Genomic DNA, 17330 nt, shown 5'->3' on the forward strand with positions numbered 1-17330 from the left:
TTCCCTATTTCATCTGCACATCGGCAGATGGTGCCACGGTTGCAGGAATCCATCCGTCAGTCAATGATTGGTCGTCAGGATAGATTCCCGTTTTGGCGGCGATCACGTTTTTAATGTCATACCGGCACATTGACGATGATTCAATCTGAACCGTCGGTTGTGCCGGGTTTATCGCATTATTAAACAACTCCGATCAGTTCGACTGCAAGTGCTTTGCATGAAAACGCAGATGATCTTCGATGAAGCTGGCGATGAAGTAGTAGCTGTGGTCATAACCCGGCTGAATACGCAGCGTCAGCGGCCATTGCCGCGCGCTGGCGACGGCTTCCAACTGATCGGGCTGCAGCTGGACGGGCAGGAAGCTGTCGCCGTCTCCCTGATCGATTAACGTCGGCAGCGGCGCGTCGCTGTGAGCGAGCAGGTGGCAACTGTCGTACTGCAACCACTGCTGCCGGTCGTCGCCCAGATAGGCGCTGAAGGCTTTCTGCCCCCAGGGCACCTGTGACGGGTTGACGATCGGCGCAAAGGCCGACACCGAACAGAAACGCCCCGGATGACGCAGCGCCAGCATCAGCGCGCCGTGTCCGCCCATCGAATGACCGCTGATGGACACCCGATCGCTGGAGCTGACGTGCTGGCGTACCAGCGCCGGCAGTTCGTCGCTGATATAGTCGAACATTCGGAAATGCCGGTTCCAGGGCGCTTGCGTGGCGTTGACATAAAAGCCCGCGCCTTTGCCCAGGTCGTACTGGGCGTCGTCCGGCACGTCATCGCCGCGCGGGCTGGTGTCCGGCATCACCAGCGCCAGCCCCAGTTCCGCCGCCACCCGCTGGGCACCGGATTTGATGGTAAAATTCTCGTCGTTGCAGGTCAGCCCCGACAGCCAGTACAGCACCGGCGGCGGAGCCTCCCCGGCGAGGGGAGGGTAAAACACGCTGAAGGTCATGTCGCTATTCAGCGTGGCGGAGGCATGGCGATAGCGCCGCTGCCAGCCGCCGAACAACCGGTGTTCTTCCAGTAATTCCAGTGACGCGGTCATGGTGTGCGGATTTCCTGTCATCAGTTGAAATGAACCACGGAACGAATGGATTTACCTTCGTGCATCAGATCAAACGCCTCGTTGATCTGGTCGAGCGGCATAGTGTGGGTGATGAAGTCGTTGAGCTGGAATTCACCGTCCAGATAGCGCTGCACGATCCCCGGCAACTGACTGCGGCCTTTGACGCCGCCAAAAGCGGAACCGCGCCAGACGCGTCCGGTCACCAGCTGGAACGGTCGGGTGGCGATCTCTTCGCCCGCGCCCGCCACGCCGATGATGACCGACTCGCCCCAGCCCTTGTGACAACACTCCAGCGCGGAACGCATCACGTTGACATTACCGATGCACTCGAAGGAGAAATCTACGCCGCCGTCGGTCATCTCAACGATCACGTCCTGAATCGGTTTGTCGTAATCTTTCGGGTTAATGAGGTCGGTGGCGCCCAGTTTGCGAGCCAGATCGAACTTGCTGGTGTTGAGGTCGATACCGATGATGCGACCAGCGCCTGCCATTTTCGCGCCGATGATGGCGGACAGGCCAATGCCGCCCAGACCAAACACCGCCACGGTGTCGCCCGGCTTCACCTTGGCGGTGTTAGTCACGGCGCCCATGCCGGTGGTCACGCCGCAACCCAGCAGGCACACTTCTTCCAGCGGGGCGTCTTTACTGATTTTCGCCAGTGAAATTTCCGCCACCACGGTGCGTTCCGCGAAGGTCGATGTGCCCATGTAGTGGAAAATCGGCTTGCCGTCTTTGAAGAAACGGTGGGTGCCGTCCGGCATCAGGCCCTTGCCCTGGGTGGCGCGGATAGCCTGACACAGGTTGGTTTTACCTGAACGACAGAATTTGCACTCGCCGCACTCCGGGGTGTACAGCGGGATGACGTGGTCGCCGACCGCTACGCTGGTCACGCCTTCGCCCACCGCTTCCACGATGCCGGCGCCTTCATGACCGAGGATCACCGGGAAAACGCCTTCAGGATCTTTGCCGGATAAGGTGTAGGCATCGGTATGGCAGACGCCGCTGGCGAGGATACGCACCAGCACTTCGCCCTTCTGCGGCGGCATCAGGTCTACTTCTTCAATCGACAACGGCTGGTTGGGGCCCCAGGCGACGGCGGCGCGGGTTTTGATCATTTGCATGGTGAAGCTCCTTATTCATATTCATAGTGGCGCAGCCGCCGGAATGACGCGGCGGCTGCCAGGGATAATGCGGCATTGACATCGAATGCCGACAGGGAATGCATCAGACGCCGAGTTCAATCATCAGTTTTTTCAGCGCCTCGACATTGGGACCGAAGGCGTCCCGCCGCCAGATAAGCCAGGTGCTGACCGAGGCGATATCGGTCGGCAGGTGATGGACCTGGACCTGCTGGCCGGCAGGCAGGGCTTCCAGTACGCTGAGCGGCACCATCGCTACGCCGCTGCCGCCGGCCACGCCCGCCAGCAGGGCGCTATACGACGGCATATCTACTACGGCGGCGGGGGAGATGCCCTGTCCGCGAAACCAGCCTTCCAGCCGCTGGCGGTAGCCGCAGCCGGACGCGAAGGCCAGCAACGGCAGGTGGCGCACCTGCGACGCTTGAGAAACCGGCGGTATGCCGGCGGCGGTAATCAGCGCCAGCTGCTGTGAAAAGACCCGGCAGCTGTTGATGGCGTCATGATTAATCGGCCCGGTCACCAGCGCTGCCGCCAGTTCGCCGGCGTTCACGGCATCCAGCAGCGCGTTGCAGGTGTCGCCGCGCAACGCTAACTGAACCTGCGGATAGCGGCGGTGGTACAGCGCCAGCAGAGTGGGCAACGAAGCGATCAGCAGGCTCTCCACCGCCCCTAACGTGAACAGGCCGGCCGGTTCGCTGGTGTGCGCCATCGCCAGCGCTTCATCGCTCAACGCCAGAATACGCTGGGCGTAGCACAGGAAATTATGGCCTGCGGGTGAAAGGCGAACGCGCTGGCGCTCACGAATAAACAGATCGGTACCCAATTCCTGCTCCAACTGACGCAGCCGGGTGGTGAGGTTGGAAGGCACGCGGCCAAGCTGCGCGGCCGCGCGCACCAGTGAGCCGGTTTCCGCCACCAGACAGAACATACGCAGTTGGGTCAGGTCCATATATTCTCTTTAAGTGAATAACTTTTGTTGAGTTGTTTATTTATGGTGAGTGTAACGGTTGTATCTGCTACTGGCAACCCGGTTGTTTATCCGTTCGCTGGCCGTCAGGAATGGGGCGGAAAGACGTACAGCGACATCACCGTGCCGGATACGGCCTGATGGGTATCATCGGTAGTGAAAATCAGGTGATAATAGTTATATTGAAAGCCAATATTTGGCTATCAGGTTATATCTATAAAATGTCGGGCGTACGTCGACGGCTGTTTTTATTTTTTGTGACATTTAAATCAGCCGTCGGGTAATAGCGCGGCTTTTTTTTTATCGTTAAGTAAGGATAAGATGGCATTCGGGTTTTGGCACGGAGCCTGCTTAATTCTTCTTTTTTCTTTGCGACATCCTATGGACAACACAGACGGTCATTACTGACCGATCTCCTACCCGTTATACCCGCCGTGCTTCAATTGCGGATGCGCTGGTCGCTTTCATTGATTTCCGTCTCTTACCGGTGTAAGCGACCGGGATTCAGTGGATTGCAGCTTGCACACGACTTGAATTATTTAGGGTAAATAGCTTGATGCATCCTGGCGCCATCGCGTTTTACTGTGCCGTGGATGAAACATTATTCAAATCAGACTCATACTATCTGGATATCATGATGCGCATTTTAAAAAATATCACCATCAGGGCCATGCTGTTGATCATACTCACCGGATTCACCTTAATCTGGGGTGTCAGCGCGATTACTACTATCGTGTCATTAAATAAAGTCGAGTCCTTATTGGACACCAATCAGACCGAGAAAAAAAATTACACTATTCTGTCCAACGGCCGGGAAGCCTTTACCCAGTCCATCGCGCTGATTAATCGCAGTACGTTATTCCAGCAGCGGGGGGATAGCGCTCAGGCTCAGGCGCTGTTGCAAAAAGTACAAGGTAATCTCGACAACACCCGCACCTTGCTGACGGCTTTCCGCGCCGCCGGCCATGACGGCATCAATGCCACACTGGCGGGGCAAATCGCCGACTCGTGGGATAACGCCATTTCCCAGGCGCTGATGCCGATGCTGAACGCCAGCCGCGCCGGCCGTTTCGATGAATACCAGCATTTTTACCTGGACGTTTACCCCGCACTGGCGCAGGCGTTTGGCAACAACGTGGCGCAGTACGGTGAAGCGATACAGGCCGACGACTCATTGACCCGGGCGAATCGCCTGGCCTCTATTAGCCGGGATGTGCTGAGCGTCGCCTTGATTCTGGGGGTGTTGGCGTTGCTTCTGTGCGATCGCTATCTGGTCAACTATCTGGTTAAACCGGTCGGGGATATCAAACGTCATCTGACTGCCCTGACGGAAGGGCGCCTTGGCGCGGATCTACAAGAATTCGGTCGCAACTGCGTCGGGCAGTTGATCCCCTATATCCGACAGATGCAAAGCAACCTGCGCGATACCGTGAGCGTGATCCGCGATAGCTCGGCGGCGTTGCATGTCGGTGCGAGCGAGATTAGAAGCGGCAACGACGAGCTGGCCAGCCGGACGGAAGAACAGGCGGCGGCGTTGCAACAGACGGCCGCCAGCATGGAGCAGTTGAGCGCGACCGTGACTCAGAACGCGGATAACCTTAAGCAGGCGAGCAAACTGGCGCAGGAAGCGACCGAGCGTGCGCTTAGCGGCGGCGAAGTGGGTAAATCGCTGGAGTCGATGATGAAGGGGATTTCTGACAGTTCACGTCAAATCAACGACATTATTACCCTGATTAACGGTATTGCGTTCCAGACCAATATCCTGGCCTTGAACGCGGCGGTGGAAGCGGCGCGTGCCGGTGAGGCCGGACGTGGCTTTGCCGTAGTAGCGGGCGAAGTGCGTAATCTGGCTCAGCGCAGCGCTCAGGCCGCCAAAGATATCAGCGCATTGATCGGCGATTCCGTTCAGCGCGTTGAAGCGGGATCCATCCAATTGGAGCAGGCCGGCGCGGCAATGGGCGATATTATTAACAGCATCATGAGCGTGGATGCGTTGATCCGCGATATCGCGTCGGCGTCTGAAGAGCAAAAGCACGGCATCATGCAGGTGGGCCAGGCCGTGACGGAAATGGACAGCGTGACCCAGCAGAATGCGGCGCTGGTGGAAGAAGCGGCATCATCGGCGGCATCACTGGAGTCTCAGGCCCGACAACTAGCGGACGCCGTCACCGTGTTCAGCCTGTCGGAGGAGGAGCACCGGTATTCCGCCAACAGCATGCTGCCTGCGTCACGACTGGCATTGGGCGCAGCAGCATCCCGCTGAGATTAATTGCCGTGTCGTGAACGACGCGATTGCGCTTTCACCCATCGCATAATAAAAACCACCGGTTTCGTTACCGGTGGTTTTTTTATCGCTGGCACACCTGAACTATGTCCCTGCCATATTGCGGGTCGTCGGCGCGACGACTGGCCCTCTCTGCTTGCTCTTACAGCATCACGGCACGTTCGCTTATGGCTTTCCTGTCACTCGCATAATTTAGGTTATAACGATGGCAGTGATAGATATTATTAATGAAGGGGAAATAACCAGTAATATTAAAGGGAAATCGTATGCGTATTTTATAATGTGATCGATGACGGTATTGTATTTTTAAATTTAAGGCTCGCTTAATTTTCTCTGAGTAATCTTTGAAATGAAGATTGTCGGGCTCTCGGGTTATTTTTCTGAGCAACGAGAACGGTAAGTTGAAGTGCTATTCCATTTGTTTAATTGGCAATAGTTTATACCGGAAAGATTAGTGCCGTGACTGATTTTCAGTACAGCTTTACCGGTTTGACCAGGGTTTTTCTTGTCACGATGCGAAGATAAGTAAGCAGCGGTAAATAATACCTCTGATTACATAGGTGACAACCAACGCAGGTGACTATGATTAATAGTCGTGCCATGCACGCAGAAAATGATTCGGAGCCTGTTATGAATTTCTTAAAAGATATTACCGTCAGACGAATGATGTTAATTATTCTGGCGCTATTTTCGGTCGTGTGGGGAATGGCATCTTCGTTTACCTTGTATTCACTTGGTAATGTCAATAGTTTATTAAGTGACAATCAGGACCAGAAAAAAAGTTATTCCATTTTGGTTCGCGGCAACGATCAGTATTCTCGTGCGGTAACGCGTATGTCGCGCATTCCGGAGTTTATACAGCAAGGCGAGATGGATAATGCCCAGAAAACGTTGATCTCTGCGACGGACGCGCTGAAAAATACCAAAGAGGCGTTGACGCAGTTTAAGCATAGCCGGCAGGTTGGCGTCAGCGATGAACAGGTCCAGCAACTGATTGCCTCATGGGAACAGGTTCTCGGCAATGCGGTCGAGCCAATGATGAGCGCGCTGAAAGACGGGCGAATAGACGAATTTAAACGAGTTTTCCTGAAACAATATCCGCCGATGAGCGTGGAGTTCGGCGAATTGACGGAAAAATACGCCGCTGCTATCCAGGCCGACAGTACTATTACGAATGTCGGGCGCTACATCGAGATTAGCAAAAACGTGTTACTGGCTGCCCTGATTATTGGCGTCATCGTGCTGCTCCTGAGCGACCGTTATCTGGTCAACTATCTGGTGAAACCGATTGGTCAGATTAAACGCCATCTGGAATTGCTGACCAGCGGCAAACTTGGGGTGGAGCTGGATGAATTCGGCCGCAACTGTGCCGGCCAGTTAATCCCTTACATTCGGGCGATGCAGCACAGCCTGCGCAATACGGTGCAGACTATCCATGCCAGCTCGTCGGTGATTTACACCGGCACCAGCGAAATCCGCCAGGGTAATGATGAACTGTCGCGCCGTACCGACCAGCAGGCGGCGGCCTTGCAGGAAACCGCCGCCAGCATGGAAGAGCTGACCTCGACGGTGAAAAACAACGCCGATAACGTGCGTCAGGCGCGGCAGATTTCGGAAGAGGCGCAGCGGATGGCGCGTCAGGGCGGCGACATTACCGACAGCGTGGTGACCACCATGCAGGGGATTGCCGACAGCTCACGCAAGATTGCCGATATCACCAGTGTGATTAACGGCATCGCCTTCCAGACCAATATCCTGGCGCTGAACGCGGCGGTGGAAGCGGCGCGGGCCGGCGAACAGGGTCGCGGTTTCGCGGTGGTGGCCGGGGAAGTGCGCAATCTGGCGCAGCGCAGCGCGCAGGCCGCCAAAGAGATCGAGACGCTGATTGGCGAATCGGTCAGCCGGGTGAGTACCGGTTCTGAACTGGTGCGGGAAGCGGGCAACGCGATGGAAGTGATTATCTCCTCGGTGTCACGGGTGCATGGGCTGATGGGCGAGATTTCGGCGGCGTCTGATGAGCAAAGCCGGGGCATCGCGCAAATCGGTCAGGCGGTGACGGAAATGGACGGCGTGACGCAGCAGAACGCGGCGCTGGTGGAGGAAGCCTCGGCGGCGGCGGCGTCACTGGAAGATCAGGCGCAGAGTCTGGCGGTGGCGGTGGCGGCGTTTGACCTGGGCGATACGCCGACGGCGCTGCACTCCCCGCGTGCTAGCGCTGCGGCGCTGAAACGGCCTGTATCGGCCTCTTCGCTGGGCGCGCGGCCGGTCACGGCTTCCGCTAAGGGGGACTGGGAAACGTTCTGACAGGCTTCTGGTTCTCTTGTGTTAGCTCAGAATGCACCGGCTTGCCGGTGCATTCTGTTTTATGGCGATGGTGGCAGGTTTTTATCCGGGTGGTTGCCGCTGGGATGATTACCCGGGACTCAATAACTAAGGGAATTAAAAAATAAACAAGGCTGAAATGAAATAACGTGATCCTGGTCAGCTTTACCTTTTTATTTTAAGGCTCACTTAATTTTCAATCGGTAGTATTAACGATGAAGACACATTGAACGTGTTGCCGGTTATGAAAGAGAAACGGGTCGCTAAAAAGGAATGCGGTTTATTTAACCGCTATCTATGCCGGAATAAAAATATTGTTATTACATTGTTGAAAATAATTTATTGAGCCAGGGTTTTTCTTGTCACAAGGCGCAGCAGGTGCACAGTGGTGATCGATGCACTATTTACACTGGGGAATACCAACCGCAGGTGGCTATGACTAAGCAAGCGCTGAATGCGCGACTAATTATCCGGAGCCTGTTATGAATATCTTAAGACACATCACTGTCAGAAGAATGCTGTTAATTATCCTGACACTGTTTACCGTTATCTGGGGAATGGCATCCATTTTTACTCTGAACTCATTCAGCAGCATGAGTGATTTGCTGAATGACAACATGGCACAAAAGAAGAGTTACTCGACGCTGGTCAAAGGCAACGATCAATATTTCCGTGCGGTAACCCGGATGTTGCGTGCGGTGGATTACCTGCAGACCGGCGATGCCGACAATGCGCAGAAAACCCTGAGCTCAGCCGCCAGCGCACTGAAAAATAGCGAAGAAGCGCTGGCACAGTTTAAAAGCAGCGAGCATATCGGTGTAGACAAAGATGTGGTGCAGCAGATGACCGATGTCTGGGGTCGGCTGCTGCAAAGTGGCGTGGAGCCGATGCTGACGGCGGTTAAAGACGGCCGGATGGACGATTTCCGCCAACTGTTTCGCAAACAGTATCCGCCGCTGAGCGTGGAATTCGGTGGCGTGGCGGACAAGTACGTGACGGCTATTCAATCCGATGATGCCATTATCTCAGCGGAAAAACATATTGCCATCAACAAGGATCTGCTGCTGGTTGCCCTGATTATCGGCGTCATCGTGCTGCTCCTGAGCGACCGTTATCTGGTCAACTATCTGGTGAAACCGATTGGTCAGATTAAACGCCATCTGGAATTGCTGACCAGCGGCAAACTCGGGGTGGAGCTGGATGAATTCGGCCGCAACTGCGCCGGCCAACTGATCCCTTACATCCGGGCGATGCAGCACAGCCTGCGCAATACGGTGCAGACTATCCATGCCAGCTCGTCGGTGATTTACACCGGCACCAGCGAAATCCGCCAGGGTAATGATGAACTGTCGCGCCGTACCGACCAGCAGGCGGCGGCCTTGCAGGAAACCGCCGCCAGCATGGAAGAGCTGACCTCGACGGTGAAAAACAACGCCGATAACGTACGTCAGGCGCGGCAGATTTCGGAAGAGGCGCAGCAGATGGCGCGTCAGGGCGGCGACATTACCGATAGCGTGGTGACCACCATGCAGGGGATTGCCGACAGCTCGCGCAAGATTGCCGATATCACCAGCGTGATTAACGGCATCGCCTTCCAGACCAATATCCTGGCACTGAACGCGGCGGTGGAGGCGGCGCGGGCCGGCGAACAGGGTCGCGGTTTCGCGGTGGTGGCCGGGGAAGTGCGCAATCTGGCACAGCGCAGCGCGCAGGCCGCCAAAGAGATCGAGACGCTGATTGGCGAATCGGTCAGCCGGGTGAGTACCGGCTCTGAACTGGTGCGGGAAGCGGGCAACGCGATGGAAGTGATTATCTCCTCGGTATCACGGGTACATGACCTGATGGGCGAGATTTCGGCGGCATCTGATGAGCAGAGCCGGGGCATCGCGCAAATCGGTCAGGCGGTGACGGAGATGGACGGCGTGACGCAGCAGAACGCGGCGCTGGTGGAGGAAGCCTCGACGGCGGCGGCGTCGCTGGACGATCAGGCGCAGAGTCTGGCGGCGGCGGTGGCGGCGTTTGACCTGGGCGATACGCCGACGGCGCTGCGCTCCCCGCGTGCTAGCGCTCCGGCGCTGAAGCGACCAGTACTGAAAGCGTCGCTGCCGGCCAGTTCGTCTCACAGCGACTGGGAAACCTTCTGACGCGTTTTTAACCTCTCACGTTATCGCCGAAGGCATCGGGTTACCGGTGCCTTCGGCTTACTCCGTTTTATACCGCTATTCCCTTCTGTCAGCCCGACGCGGGCCATCACGACGATTTGTCGTTATGTTCATTGCTGCACTTTAATAATTCGCTATCGCTTCTATACTCGATTGAAACGGTTATCGCGCTGTTTAACATCGTATTCGTTAAATAGCGAACGCCTGTCGTCAACTGCCTTAATGGCGATACACGGCTTGTCTTAACGCACATCAGATTAACGCGTATCCGAGTTCTGATGGTCTTTGATACGGGATGGAGAACGGTATAAGTTCTAATAATTTCTGTTGGTGATTATTGCTTTAATTCGGTAATGGGCGATTAAAATGCCGGAACGGAATTGAAAGGGGGTGATCCTGGATAGTTTTGTTTGGTTTAGGACCGGATTCTCTTTGTTTTTGTCTTATAGTTTTAAAGGCACAGTTTTAGAAACGTGAAAACCGTTGAAGGTATTATCGGTCATGGCTGACTAAACAGATCGTTGTCAACGCTGGCGTGTTGTTTTGATTTTTTCAGTAATCGTTTGTACCAGAAACATCAATGTTATTACTGACACTTTCCCGATAATGTGTGCTGAGTCAGGGGTTTTCTTGTCACGATGCGAAGTGGATAGCAGTGGTGCGGACGGCGTCTGACTACCGTCGGGGTCAACCAAACGCAGGTGGCTACTATCAAACACGTGCTTAACGCATGATTAATTGTCCGGAGCCTGTTATGACTTTTTTAAGAAATATTACTGTCAGAAGAATGATGCTGATGATTCTGGCAATGTTTACCGTTATCTGGGGTATCACCTCTATTTATACATTGAACTCCTTCAGCAGCATGAACAACCTGCTGGATGACACGATAGATCAAAAGAAAAGTTATTCGAATCTGGTCAAAGGCAACGATCAGTATTTCCGTGCGGTAACGCGGATGATGCGGGTGGTGGATTACCGGCAGTCCGGCGATACCGACAATGCGCAGAAAACCCTGACCTCGGCGACCACCGCACTGAAAAATAGCGAAGAGGCGCTGGCGCAGTTTAGAAGCAGTGAGCATGTTGGCGTGGACGAGGCGCTGGCGAAACAGATGGTTGATGTCTGGGGTCGGCTGCTGCAAAACGGCATGGCGCCGATGCTGGCGGCGGTTAACGAAGGCCGGAACGATGATTTTCAGCAGCTTTACCGCCAACAATATATGCCGCTGAGCGTGGAGTTTGGCGATGTGGCGAACAAATACGTCAACGCCATCCAGTCGGACAATACCATCGTGGCGCTAAAGGCGCATATCACCATCAATAAAAATGTTCTGCTGGCCGCGTTGATTATCGGCGTTATCGTGCTGTTCCTGAGCGACCGTTATCTGGTCAACTATCTGGTAAAACCGATTGGTCAGATTAAACGCCATCTGGAATTGCTGACCAGCGGTAAACTCGGCGTGGAACTGGATGAATTCGGCCGCAACTGCGCCGGCCAGCTGATCCCCTATATCCGGGCGATGCAGCACAGTCTGAGCGACACCGTACAAACCATTCATACCAGCTCGTCGGTGATCCATACCGGCACCAGCGAAATCCGCCAGGGCAATGATGAACTGTCGCGCCGTACCGACCAGCAGGCGTCGGCCTTGCAGGAAACCGCCGCCAGCATGGAAGAGCTGACCTCGACGGTGAAAAACAACGCGGATAACGTGCGCCAGGCGCGGCAGATTTCGGAAGAAGCGCAGCGGATGGCCCGACAGGGCGGCGACATTACCGACAGCGTGGTATCCACCATGCAGAGTATTTCCGACAGTTCCCGCAAGATTGCCGATATTACTAGCGTGATTAACGGCATCGCCTTCCAGACCAATATCCTGGCGCTGAACGCGGCGGTGGAGGCGGCGCGGGCCGGCGAGCAGGGTCGCGGTTTCGCGGTGGTGGCCGGGGAAGTGCGCAATCTGGCGCAGCGCAGCGCGCAGGCCGCCAAAGAGATTGAGTCGCTGATCAGCGAATCGGTCGGCCGGGTGAGTACCGGCTCTGAACTGGTGCGGGAAGCCGGTAGCGCGATGGAAGTGATCATCTCCTCGGTGTCGCGGGTGCATGACCTGATGGGCGAGATTTCGGCGGCGTCCGAGGAACAGAGCCGGGGCATCGCGCAAATCGGTCAGGCGGTGACGGAAATGGACGGCGTGACGCAGCAGAACGCGGCGCTGGTGCAGGAAGCCACCACGGCGGCGGCGTCGCTGGAAGAGCAGGCGCAGAGTCTGGCGGCAGCGGTGACGGCGTTTGATCTGGGCGACAGGCAAAGCGTGCTGATTGCTCCTCGCGCCGCCGTGCCGGCGCTGAAACGACCGGCGCTGAAAGCGTCTCTGCCGGCCAGTTCATCCCACGGCGACTGGGAAACGTTCTGAGGTTTTCCGCGTATCTCGCATTATCCCGAATGCACCGGCTTGCCGGTGCATTTTTTATTATCGCTTCGTTGGATAGATGGGGATTAACGCAGGTTGTCGGCGCGGTTTTTTGATGAATAACTGGGTGAGTCATCTCATTTTTTTTACCCTGCCTATACTTGCTGATAATCAGATAACGTACCGCCAGTGACTATCCAGCTTATAAACGCTGGCCGGTGTTATTTCTGGTTTCTCTATGCCGCCATACCGACATATTTTGGCAAGAATGGCGCTCTGATATTGATGCACTGCCGTATTAATGGGTGAAGGATGCTCTGCTAATCAGCGAATCGTGGAAAAACGTCAAATAACGTTCGGGAGTTAACTATGTCTTTTCTAAGAGATATCAGTATAAGAGTGATGATGTTATTTATTATGGGGTTTTTCGTGGTGTTATGGGGAGGAGTATCCGGATTCAGCCTTTATTCTTTAAAGCAGGTCACCACATTATTGCACGACAGTTCGATGCAGGGGCGTACCTATACTTATCTGGTTTATGGCAATGACCAGTATTTCCGCTCGGTCACCCGTATGGCGCGAGTGATGGATTATTCGCAGTTTAGCGATACCGAGAATGCTAAAAAAACACTGGATTCGGCACTGATAGCCATCAATAACACGAAAGGCGCGCTGGAGAAATTTAAAGCAGCCGACCAGGTAGGTGTGGATAAAGCGCTGGTAGATAATATGATTACCACCTGGTCAGCATTGATCAGTAATGGTATTGATCCTATGTATCGGGCATTGCAAAGCAATAATCTGGATGAATTTCGGCGTGTTTTTCGCACCGTCTATCCGCCGGCCAGTGTGGCGTTTGGCGAAGTAGCGCAGAAATATGCCGCTGTGGTGACCAACTCGGATTATATTGATACGGTTAATTCTCATAATAGCTGGACCCGAAATGTATTGATTCTGGCGCTGGTTATTAGCGTGGTGATTTTCCTGGTCAGCGAACGCTACCTGACCAAATATCTGGTTAATCCGATCGCGGTGATCAAAGCACACCTTGGAAAACTGATCGCCGGTCGACTCGATCAACATCTGGCCGAGTTCGGCCGCAACTGTGCCGGGCGTATTATTCCTGATATCAAGCAATTGCAGCACAGTCTAAAAGATACTGTGGCGTTGATCAGCAGTACCGCCGAGGCGATTTATCAAGGGGCGACCGAAATCAGGCAGGGCAATAACGATTTATCCAGCCGTACCGAGCAGCAGGCGTCGGCGCTGCAGGAAACCGCCGCCAGTATGGAACAGCTTAGCTCCACCGTGCAACACAATGCTGAAAACGTACATCAGGCGACCAAACTGGCTCATGAAGCCACCGATGCGGCGAAACAGGGCGGGAAAATTACCGATAACGTGGTGGAAACCATGGACAGTATTACCGCCAGCTCCCGCAAGATTGCCGATATTACCTCGGTAATTAACGGTATTGCCTTCCAGACCAATATCCTGGCGCTGAATGCCGCAGTGGAAGCGGCGCGGGCCGGCGAACAGGGCCGGGGATTCGCGGTGGTGGCGGGAGAGGTGCGCAGTCTGGCGCAGCGTAGCGCGCAGGCGGCCAAAGAGATCGAGGGGTTGATCGCCGAGTCGGTATCCCGAGTGGACATTGGCTCATCACAGGTCAAACAGGCGGGTGAAGCGATGGGCACGATTATCACCGCCGTATCGCATGTTAGCGACCTGATTGGCGAGATTGCTTCGGCATCGGACGAACAGAGCCGGGGGATTTCGCAAATTGGGCAGGCCGTCAACGAAATGGACGGCGTAACCCAGCAGAATGCCACGTTGGTGCAACAGGCGATGGCGGCGATCGCCTCGCTGGAAGAGCAGGCGCAGCAACTGACGAAGGCGGTGGAAGTGTTCCACCTCGGTTCTGAATACCAGACGGCCACCAATCGCCCGCGCCCGGCGGGCAATATGGCACTGAAGCGCCCGGCGCTGAGTGGAATGGCTCGCGCGCTGCCGCCTGCCCGCACAGCCAGTGACGAGGGTAGCTGGGAAAAATTCTGATCCTGTGCAATCGCCCGCCGTGTTCGTCTCAACGGATACGGCGGGCGTTGTGTTAACGGTGGCAAGTTGAACTCTTTTCATCAGCCATGACGCACAATCACTGGATAATCGTCAGACACTCAATTAGAGTTGTGGCCGGCGTTGGCTCTGGGCAACGTCAGACTGAGAGACACCTGCTGGAGAAAAAAATGTCGGCTGTATTAACAAAAGAAGCGGCCCTGGTTCACGAGGCGCTGTTGGCGCGTGGCCTGGAAACCCCACTGCGCGGCAAAATGCTGGAAAGTGAAACCCGTAAGCGCCTCATCGCGGAGCACATGACGGAAATCATGAACCTGCTGAATCTCGATCTGGCAGACGATAGTCTGGCGGAAACCCCCCACCGCATCGCCAAAATGTATGTGGAAGAGATCTTTTCCGGTCTGGATTACGCCAATTTCCCGAAAATCACCATTATCGAAAACAAGATGAAAGTGGACGAAATGGTGACGGTACGCGACATCACCCTGACCAGCACCTGTGAACACCACTTTGTAACTATCGATGGTAAAGCCACAGTGGCGTACATCCCGAAAGAGGGCGTGATCGGGTTGTCCAAAATCAACCGCATCGTGCAGTTCTTCTCTCAGCGACCGCAGGTGCAGGAGCGTCTGACCCAGCAGATTCTGGTGGCGTTGCAGACGTTGCTTGGCACCAACAATGTGGCGGTGTCGATTGACGCGGTGCACTATTGCGTCAAGGCGCGCGGCATTCGTGACGCCACCAGCGCCACCACGACCACGTCACTGGGCGGCCTGTTCAAATCCAGTCAGAATACCCGGCAGGAATTCCTGCGCGCGGTGCGCCACCACCACAACTGATCGGTGTTGTTGGTCGTCTTTTAGCGGTCGGCGTCGGCCGCCATAAAATCATGGGCATTTGCCGCGCCAGTCACTACAATTCGCTGATACTTCCCTGTATTTGCTGAAAGCCATGTCGTTACCGCCCCATTCCTCATCCCGTATTCCCATGCTGGACTTTGCCCGCGGCCTGGCGATGCTCGGCATTTTGCTAATGAACGTTGTCTCGTTCGGTTTGCCGCACGCTGCCTATCTCAACCCGGCGTGGCAGGGGCCGCCTCCGGCTGCCGATGCCTGGGCGTGGGCACTGATGGACATGGTCGCACAGGGAAAATTTCTCACCTTGTTTGCCCTGCTGTTTGGCGGCGGGCTGCAATTGCTGTTGAAGCGCGGCAAACGCTGGATTCATGCCCGGCTGTTCTGGTTGATGGTATTTGGCTTGTTGCACAGTATCTTTCTGTGGGACGGCGACATTTTGCTGGATTATGGCCTGATCGGTCTGGTGTGCTACGGCCTGTTGCGGCACGCCGACAGCACCCGCATGCTGCTGCGTACCGGCGTGGTGTTGTACCTGATGGGGTTGGCGATGCTGGTGGTGTTGAGCCAGGTGCTGAGCCCGGACGGCGGCAACTTCTGGCAGCCGGGGCCGGCCGAGGTCACCTATGAAGCCTGGTGGTTGACGCAAGGCGGACCGGAAGCCTGGCACAATCGTCTGTCGCTGCTAAACGAAAGCTTGTTATCGCTGGGTATCCAGTATGGCTGGTTGCTGGCCGGGTCGATGCTGATGGGCGCGGCGCTAATGCGCAGCGGCTGGTTGCGGGGGCAGTTCAGCCAGCGGCATTATCGCCGCGTTGCGTTCTGGCTGCTGCCGTCGGCGCTGCTGATTAACGGACTGGGCGTTATGGCTCAGTGGCAACTGCAGTGGGAATATCGCTGGTGCGGTTTACTGCTGCAAATCCCGCGGGAGGTGGGGGCGCCGCTACAGGCGATTGCGTATCTGGCGCTGTGCTACGGCTTCTGGCCGACGCTGGCGAACTGGCGGTTGACGCGCTGGGTTGTCGATGTCGGGCGTATGGCGTTAAGTAGCTATCTGTTGCAGACCCTGATTTGCACCGCGCTGTTCAACCGCCTCGGCTGGTTCATGCAGTTGGATCGCTGGCAGCTATTGCTGGTGGTGCCGCCGGTATGGCTATGCAATCTGCTGGCGGCGCGCATCTGGCTGGGCGCGTTCCGGCAAGGGCCGCTAGAGGGGGTATGGCGCTGGCTGACGGCTCGGGTTGCCGGGCCGATTTCGGCACAATCCGCGCACGAACCCTGATTAGCGAGATGTCGACGGCGCCGGTTTCTGTCGCAACGGCGGCTCCACGCGCGAATCCTGGTCGTTCATGAATTCCGGCGGTACGGCCGGGTAACTGGGCTCGTCATCCGAAACCTTGTACTCGGACGGAATCGGCACCTGCGGCCCCAGAAAACGGGGCTCGCGTTTGAGGATGTAGAGATCGAACAGCGTACCCAATCGGGCGCCGAACTCCCGCAGGCGCACCTGCCAAATATCCTTGGGCGACGGCACCGCGAAACACTGCGCCTGAATGCCCTTGTGCAGCGCGATAAATAGCGCGCGTTCGCAATGGAATCGCTGGGTGATAATGGTGAAGTCGTTGGTATCGAACACTTTTCGGGTCCGCACGATGGAGTCCAGCGTGCGGAAACCGGCATAGTCCAGCACGATATTGGTGGGCGGAACCCCGGCGGCGATAAGATCGCGCCGCATGGTCATGGGTTCGTTATAGCTTTGTTGGGCATTGTCGCCGCTCAGCAGCAGGTAGCTGACCTTGCCGCTGTTGTAAGCGTTGAGCGCGCCCTGAATCCGGAACAGATAATACTGGTTAATGACGCCGGCGCGATAATATTTGGCGGTGCCCAACACCACTCCTACCTGACGCGGCGGCAGATCCTGCACATCCTCGTAAATGTAGGGCGCGGTGCGCCAGCTGATACAGCGGTCGAGCAGAAAAGCGCCGCAGGCCATCACCAGAATGGCGGTGAAAAGACCGAATATCAGGCGTTTCCACATGCTGCTGCCTTCGTCCGC

11 protein-coding genes are annotated in these 17330 nt (G+C 55.8%); 7 read left to right on the forward strand and 4 right to left on the reverse strand.

Annotation, left to right across the window (positions count from 1 at the left end):
- Positions 1–193: 193 nt before the first annotated feature.
- The 3 genes from fghA to DDA898_RS09600 form a co-directional block, all read right to left on the reverse strand.
- Entirely contained in the window at positions 194–1039 is an 846-nt protein-coding gene (gene fghA, locus DDA898_RS09590) for an S-formylglutathione hydrolase (protein WP_038911086.1), read from the reverse strand.
- A 20-nt stretch (positions 1040–1059) separates the two neighbouring features.
- The gene (locus DDA898_RS09595) at positions 1060–2181 is read right to left on the reverse strand and encodes an S-(hydroxymethyl)glutathione dehydrogenase/class III alcohol dehydrogenase (RefSeq protein WP_013317644.1); all 1122 of its coding nucleotides are present in this window, start codon (positions 2179–2181) and stop codon (positions 1060–1062) included.
- A 103-nt stretch (positions 2182–2284) separates the two neighbouring features.
- Complete coding sequence (locus tag DDA898_RS09600) at positions 2285–3148, reverse strand: LysR family transcriptional regulator (RefSeq protein ID WP_013317645.1); 864 nt, start codon at positions 3146–3148, stop codon at positions 2285–2287.
- Between the two features lie 655 nt (positions 3149–3803).
- Between DDA898_RS09600 and DDA898_RS09605 the strand changes: the two genes are divergently transcribed.
- The 7 genes from DDA898_RS09605 to yeiB all read left to right on the forward strand — a co-directional run bounded on the left by DDA898_RS09605 (position 3804) and on the right by yeiB (position 16556).
- Positions 3804–5429, forward strand: a complete 1626-nt coding sequence (locus tag DDA898_RS09605; protein WP_038912519.1) for a methyl-accepting chemotaxis protein — start codon at positions 3804–3806, stop codon at positions 5427–5429.
- A 651-nt stretch (positions 5430–6080) separates the two neighbouring features.
- Positions 6081–7754 carry a methyl-accepting chemotaxis protein gene (locus tag DDA898_RS09610; RefSeq protein WP_038911087.1) on the forward strand — a complete coding sequence of 558 codons (1674 nt, stop codon included), beginning with the start codon at positions 6081–6083 and terminating at the stop codon, positions 7752–7754.
- 500 nt (positions 7755–8254) lie between these two features.
- Complete coding sequence (locus DDA898_RS09615; protein ID WP_038911089.1) at positions 8255–9916, forward strand: methyl-accepting chemotaxis protein; 1662 nt, start codon at positions 8255–8257, stop codon at positions 9914–9916.
- A 772-nt stretch (positions 9917–10688) separates the two neighbouring features.
- Positions 10689–12350, forward strand: a complete 1662-nt coding sequence (locus DDA898_RS09620; RefSeq protein ID WP_038901053.1) for a methyl-accepting chemotaxis protein — start codon at positions 10689–10691, stop codon at positions 12348–12350.
- Between the two features lie 366 nt (positions 12351–12716).
- The gene (locus tag DDA898_RS09625; protein WP_038911090.1) at positions 12717–14402 is read left to right on the forward strand and encodes a methyl-accepting chemotaxis protein; all 1686 of its coding nucleotides are present in this window, start codon (positions 12717–12719) and stop codon (positions 14400–14402) included.
- Between the two features lie 188 nt (positions 14403–14590).
- Complete coding sequence (gene folE, locus DDA898_RS09630) at positions 14591–15259, forward strand: GTP cyclohydrolase I FolE (protein ID WP_013317656.1); 669 nt, start codon at positions 14591–14593, stop codon at positions 15257–15259.
- 112 nt (positions 15260–15371) lie between these two features.
- Positions 15372–16556, forward strand: a complete 1185-nt coding sequence (gene yeiB, locus DDA898_RS09635; protein WP_038911091.1) for a DUF418 domain-containing protein YeiB — start codon at positions 15372–15374, stop codon at positions 16554–16556.
- On the opposite strand, the gene sanA is transcribed toward yeiB, so the two are convergent.
- Positions 16557–17312 carry an outer membrane permeability protein SanA gene (gene sanA, locus DDA898_RS09640; protein WP_013317658.1) on the reverse strand — a complete coding sequence of 252 codons (756 nt, stop codon included), beginning with the start codon at positions 17310–17312 and terminating at the stop codon, positions 16557–16559.
- Positions 17313–17330 lie beyond the last annotated feature (18 nt).

This window comes from Dickeya dadantii NCPPB 898 (assembly GCF_000406145.1).
Taxonomy (GTDB): Bacteria; Pseudomonadota; Gammaproteobacteria; order Enterobacterales; family Enterobacteriaceae; genus Dickeya; species Dickeya dadantii.

What these genes read in the sequence shown, in the direction of transcription:
- DDA898_RS09620 (WP_038901053.1), top strand. Translation starts at nt 10,689, where the DNA reads ATGACTTTTTTAAGAAATATTACTGTCAGAAGAATGATGCTGATGATT.
- DDA898_RS09595 (WP_013317644.1), bottom strand. Translation starts at nt 2,181, where the DNA reads ATGCAAATGATCAAAACCCGCGCCGCCGTCGCCTGGGGCCCCAACCAG.
- yeiB (WP_038911091.1), top strand. Translation starts at nt 15,372, where the DNA reads ATGTCGTTACCGCCCCATTCCTCATCCCGTATTCCCATGCTGGACTTT.
- fghA (WP_038911086.1), bottom strand. Translation starts at nt 1,039, where the DNA reads ATGACCGCGTCACTGGAATTACTGGAAGAACACCGGTTGTTCGGCGGC.
- DDA898_RS09615 (WP_038911089.1), top strand. Translation starts at nt 8,255, where the DNA reads ATGAATATCTTAAGACACATCACTGTCAGAAGAATGCTGTTAATTATC.
- DDA898_RS09625 (WP_038911090.1), top strand. Translation starts at nt 12,717, where the DNA reads ATGTCTTTTCTAAGAGATATCAGTATAAGAGTGATGATGTTATTTATT.
- DDA898_RS09610 (WP_038911087.1), top strand. Translation starts at nt 6,081, where the DNA reads ATGAATTTCTTAAAAGATATTACCGTCAGACGAATGATGTTAATTATT.
- DDA898_RS09600 (WP_013317645.1), bottom strand. Translation starts at nt 3,148, where the DNA reads ATGGACCTGACCCAACTGCGTATGTTCTGTCTGGTGGCGGAAACCGGC.
- folE (WP_013317656.1), top strand. Translation starts at nt 14,591, where the DNA reads ATGTCGGCTGTATTAACAAAAGAAGCGGCCCTGGTTCACGAGGCGCTG.
- DDA898_RS09605 (WP_038912519.1), top strand. Translation starts at nt 3,804, where the DNA reads ATGCGCATTTTAAAAAATATCACCATCAGGGCCATGCTGTTGATCATA.
- sanA (WP_013317658.1), bottom strand. Translation starts at nt 17,312, where the DNA reads ATGTGGAAACGCCTGATATTCGGTCTTTTCACCGCCATTCTGGTGATG.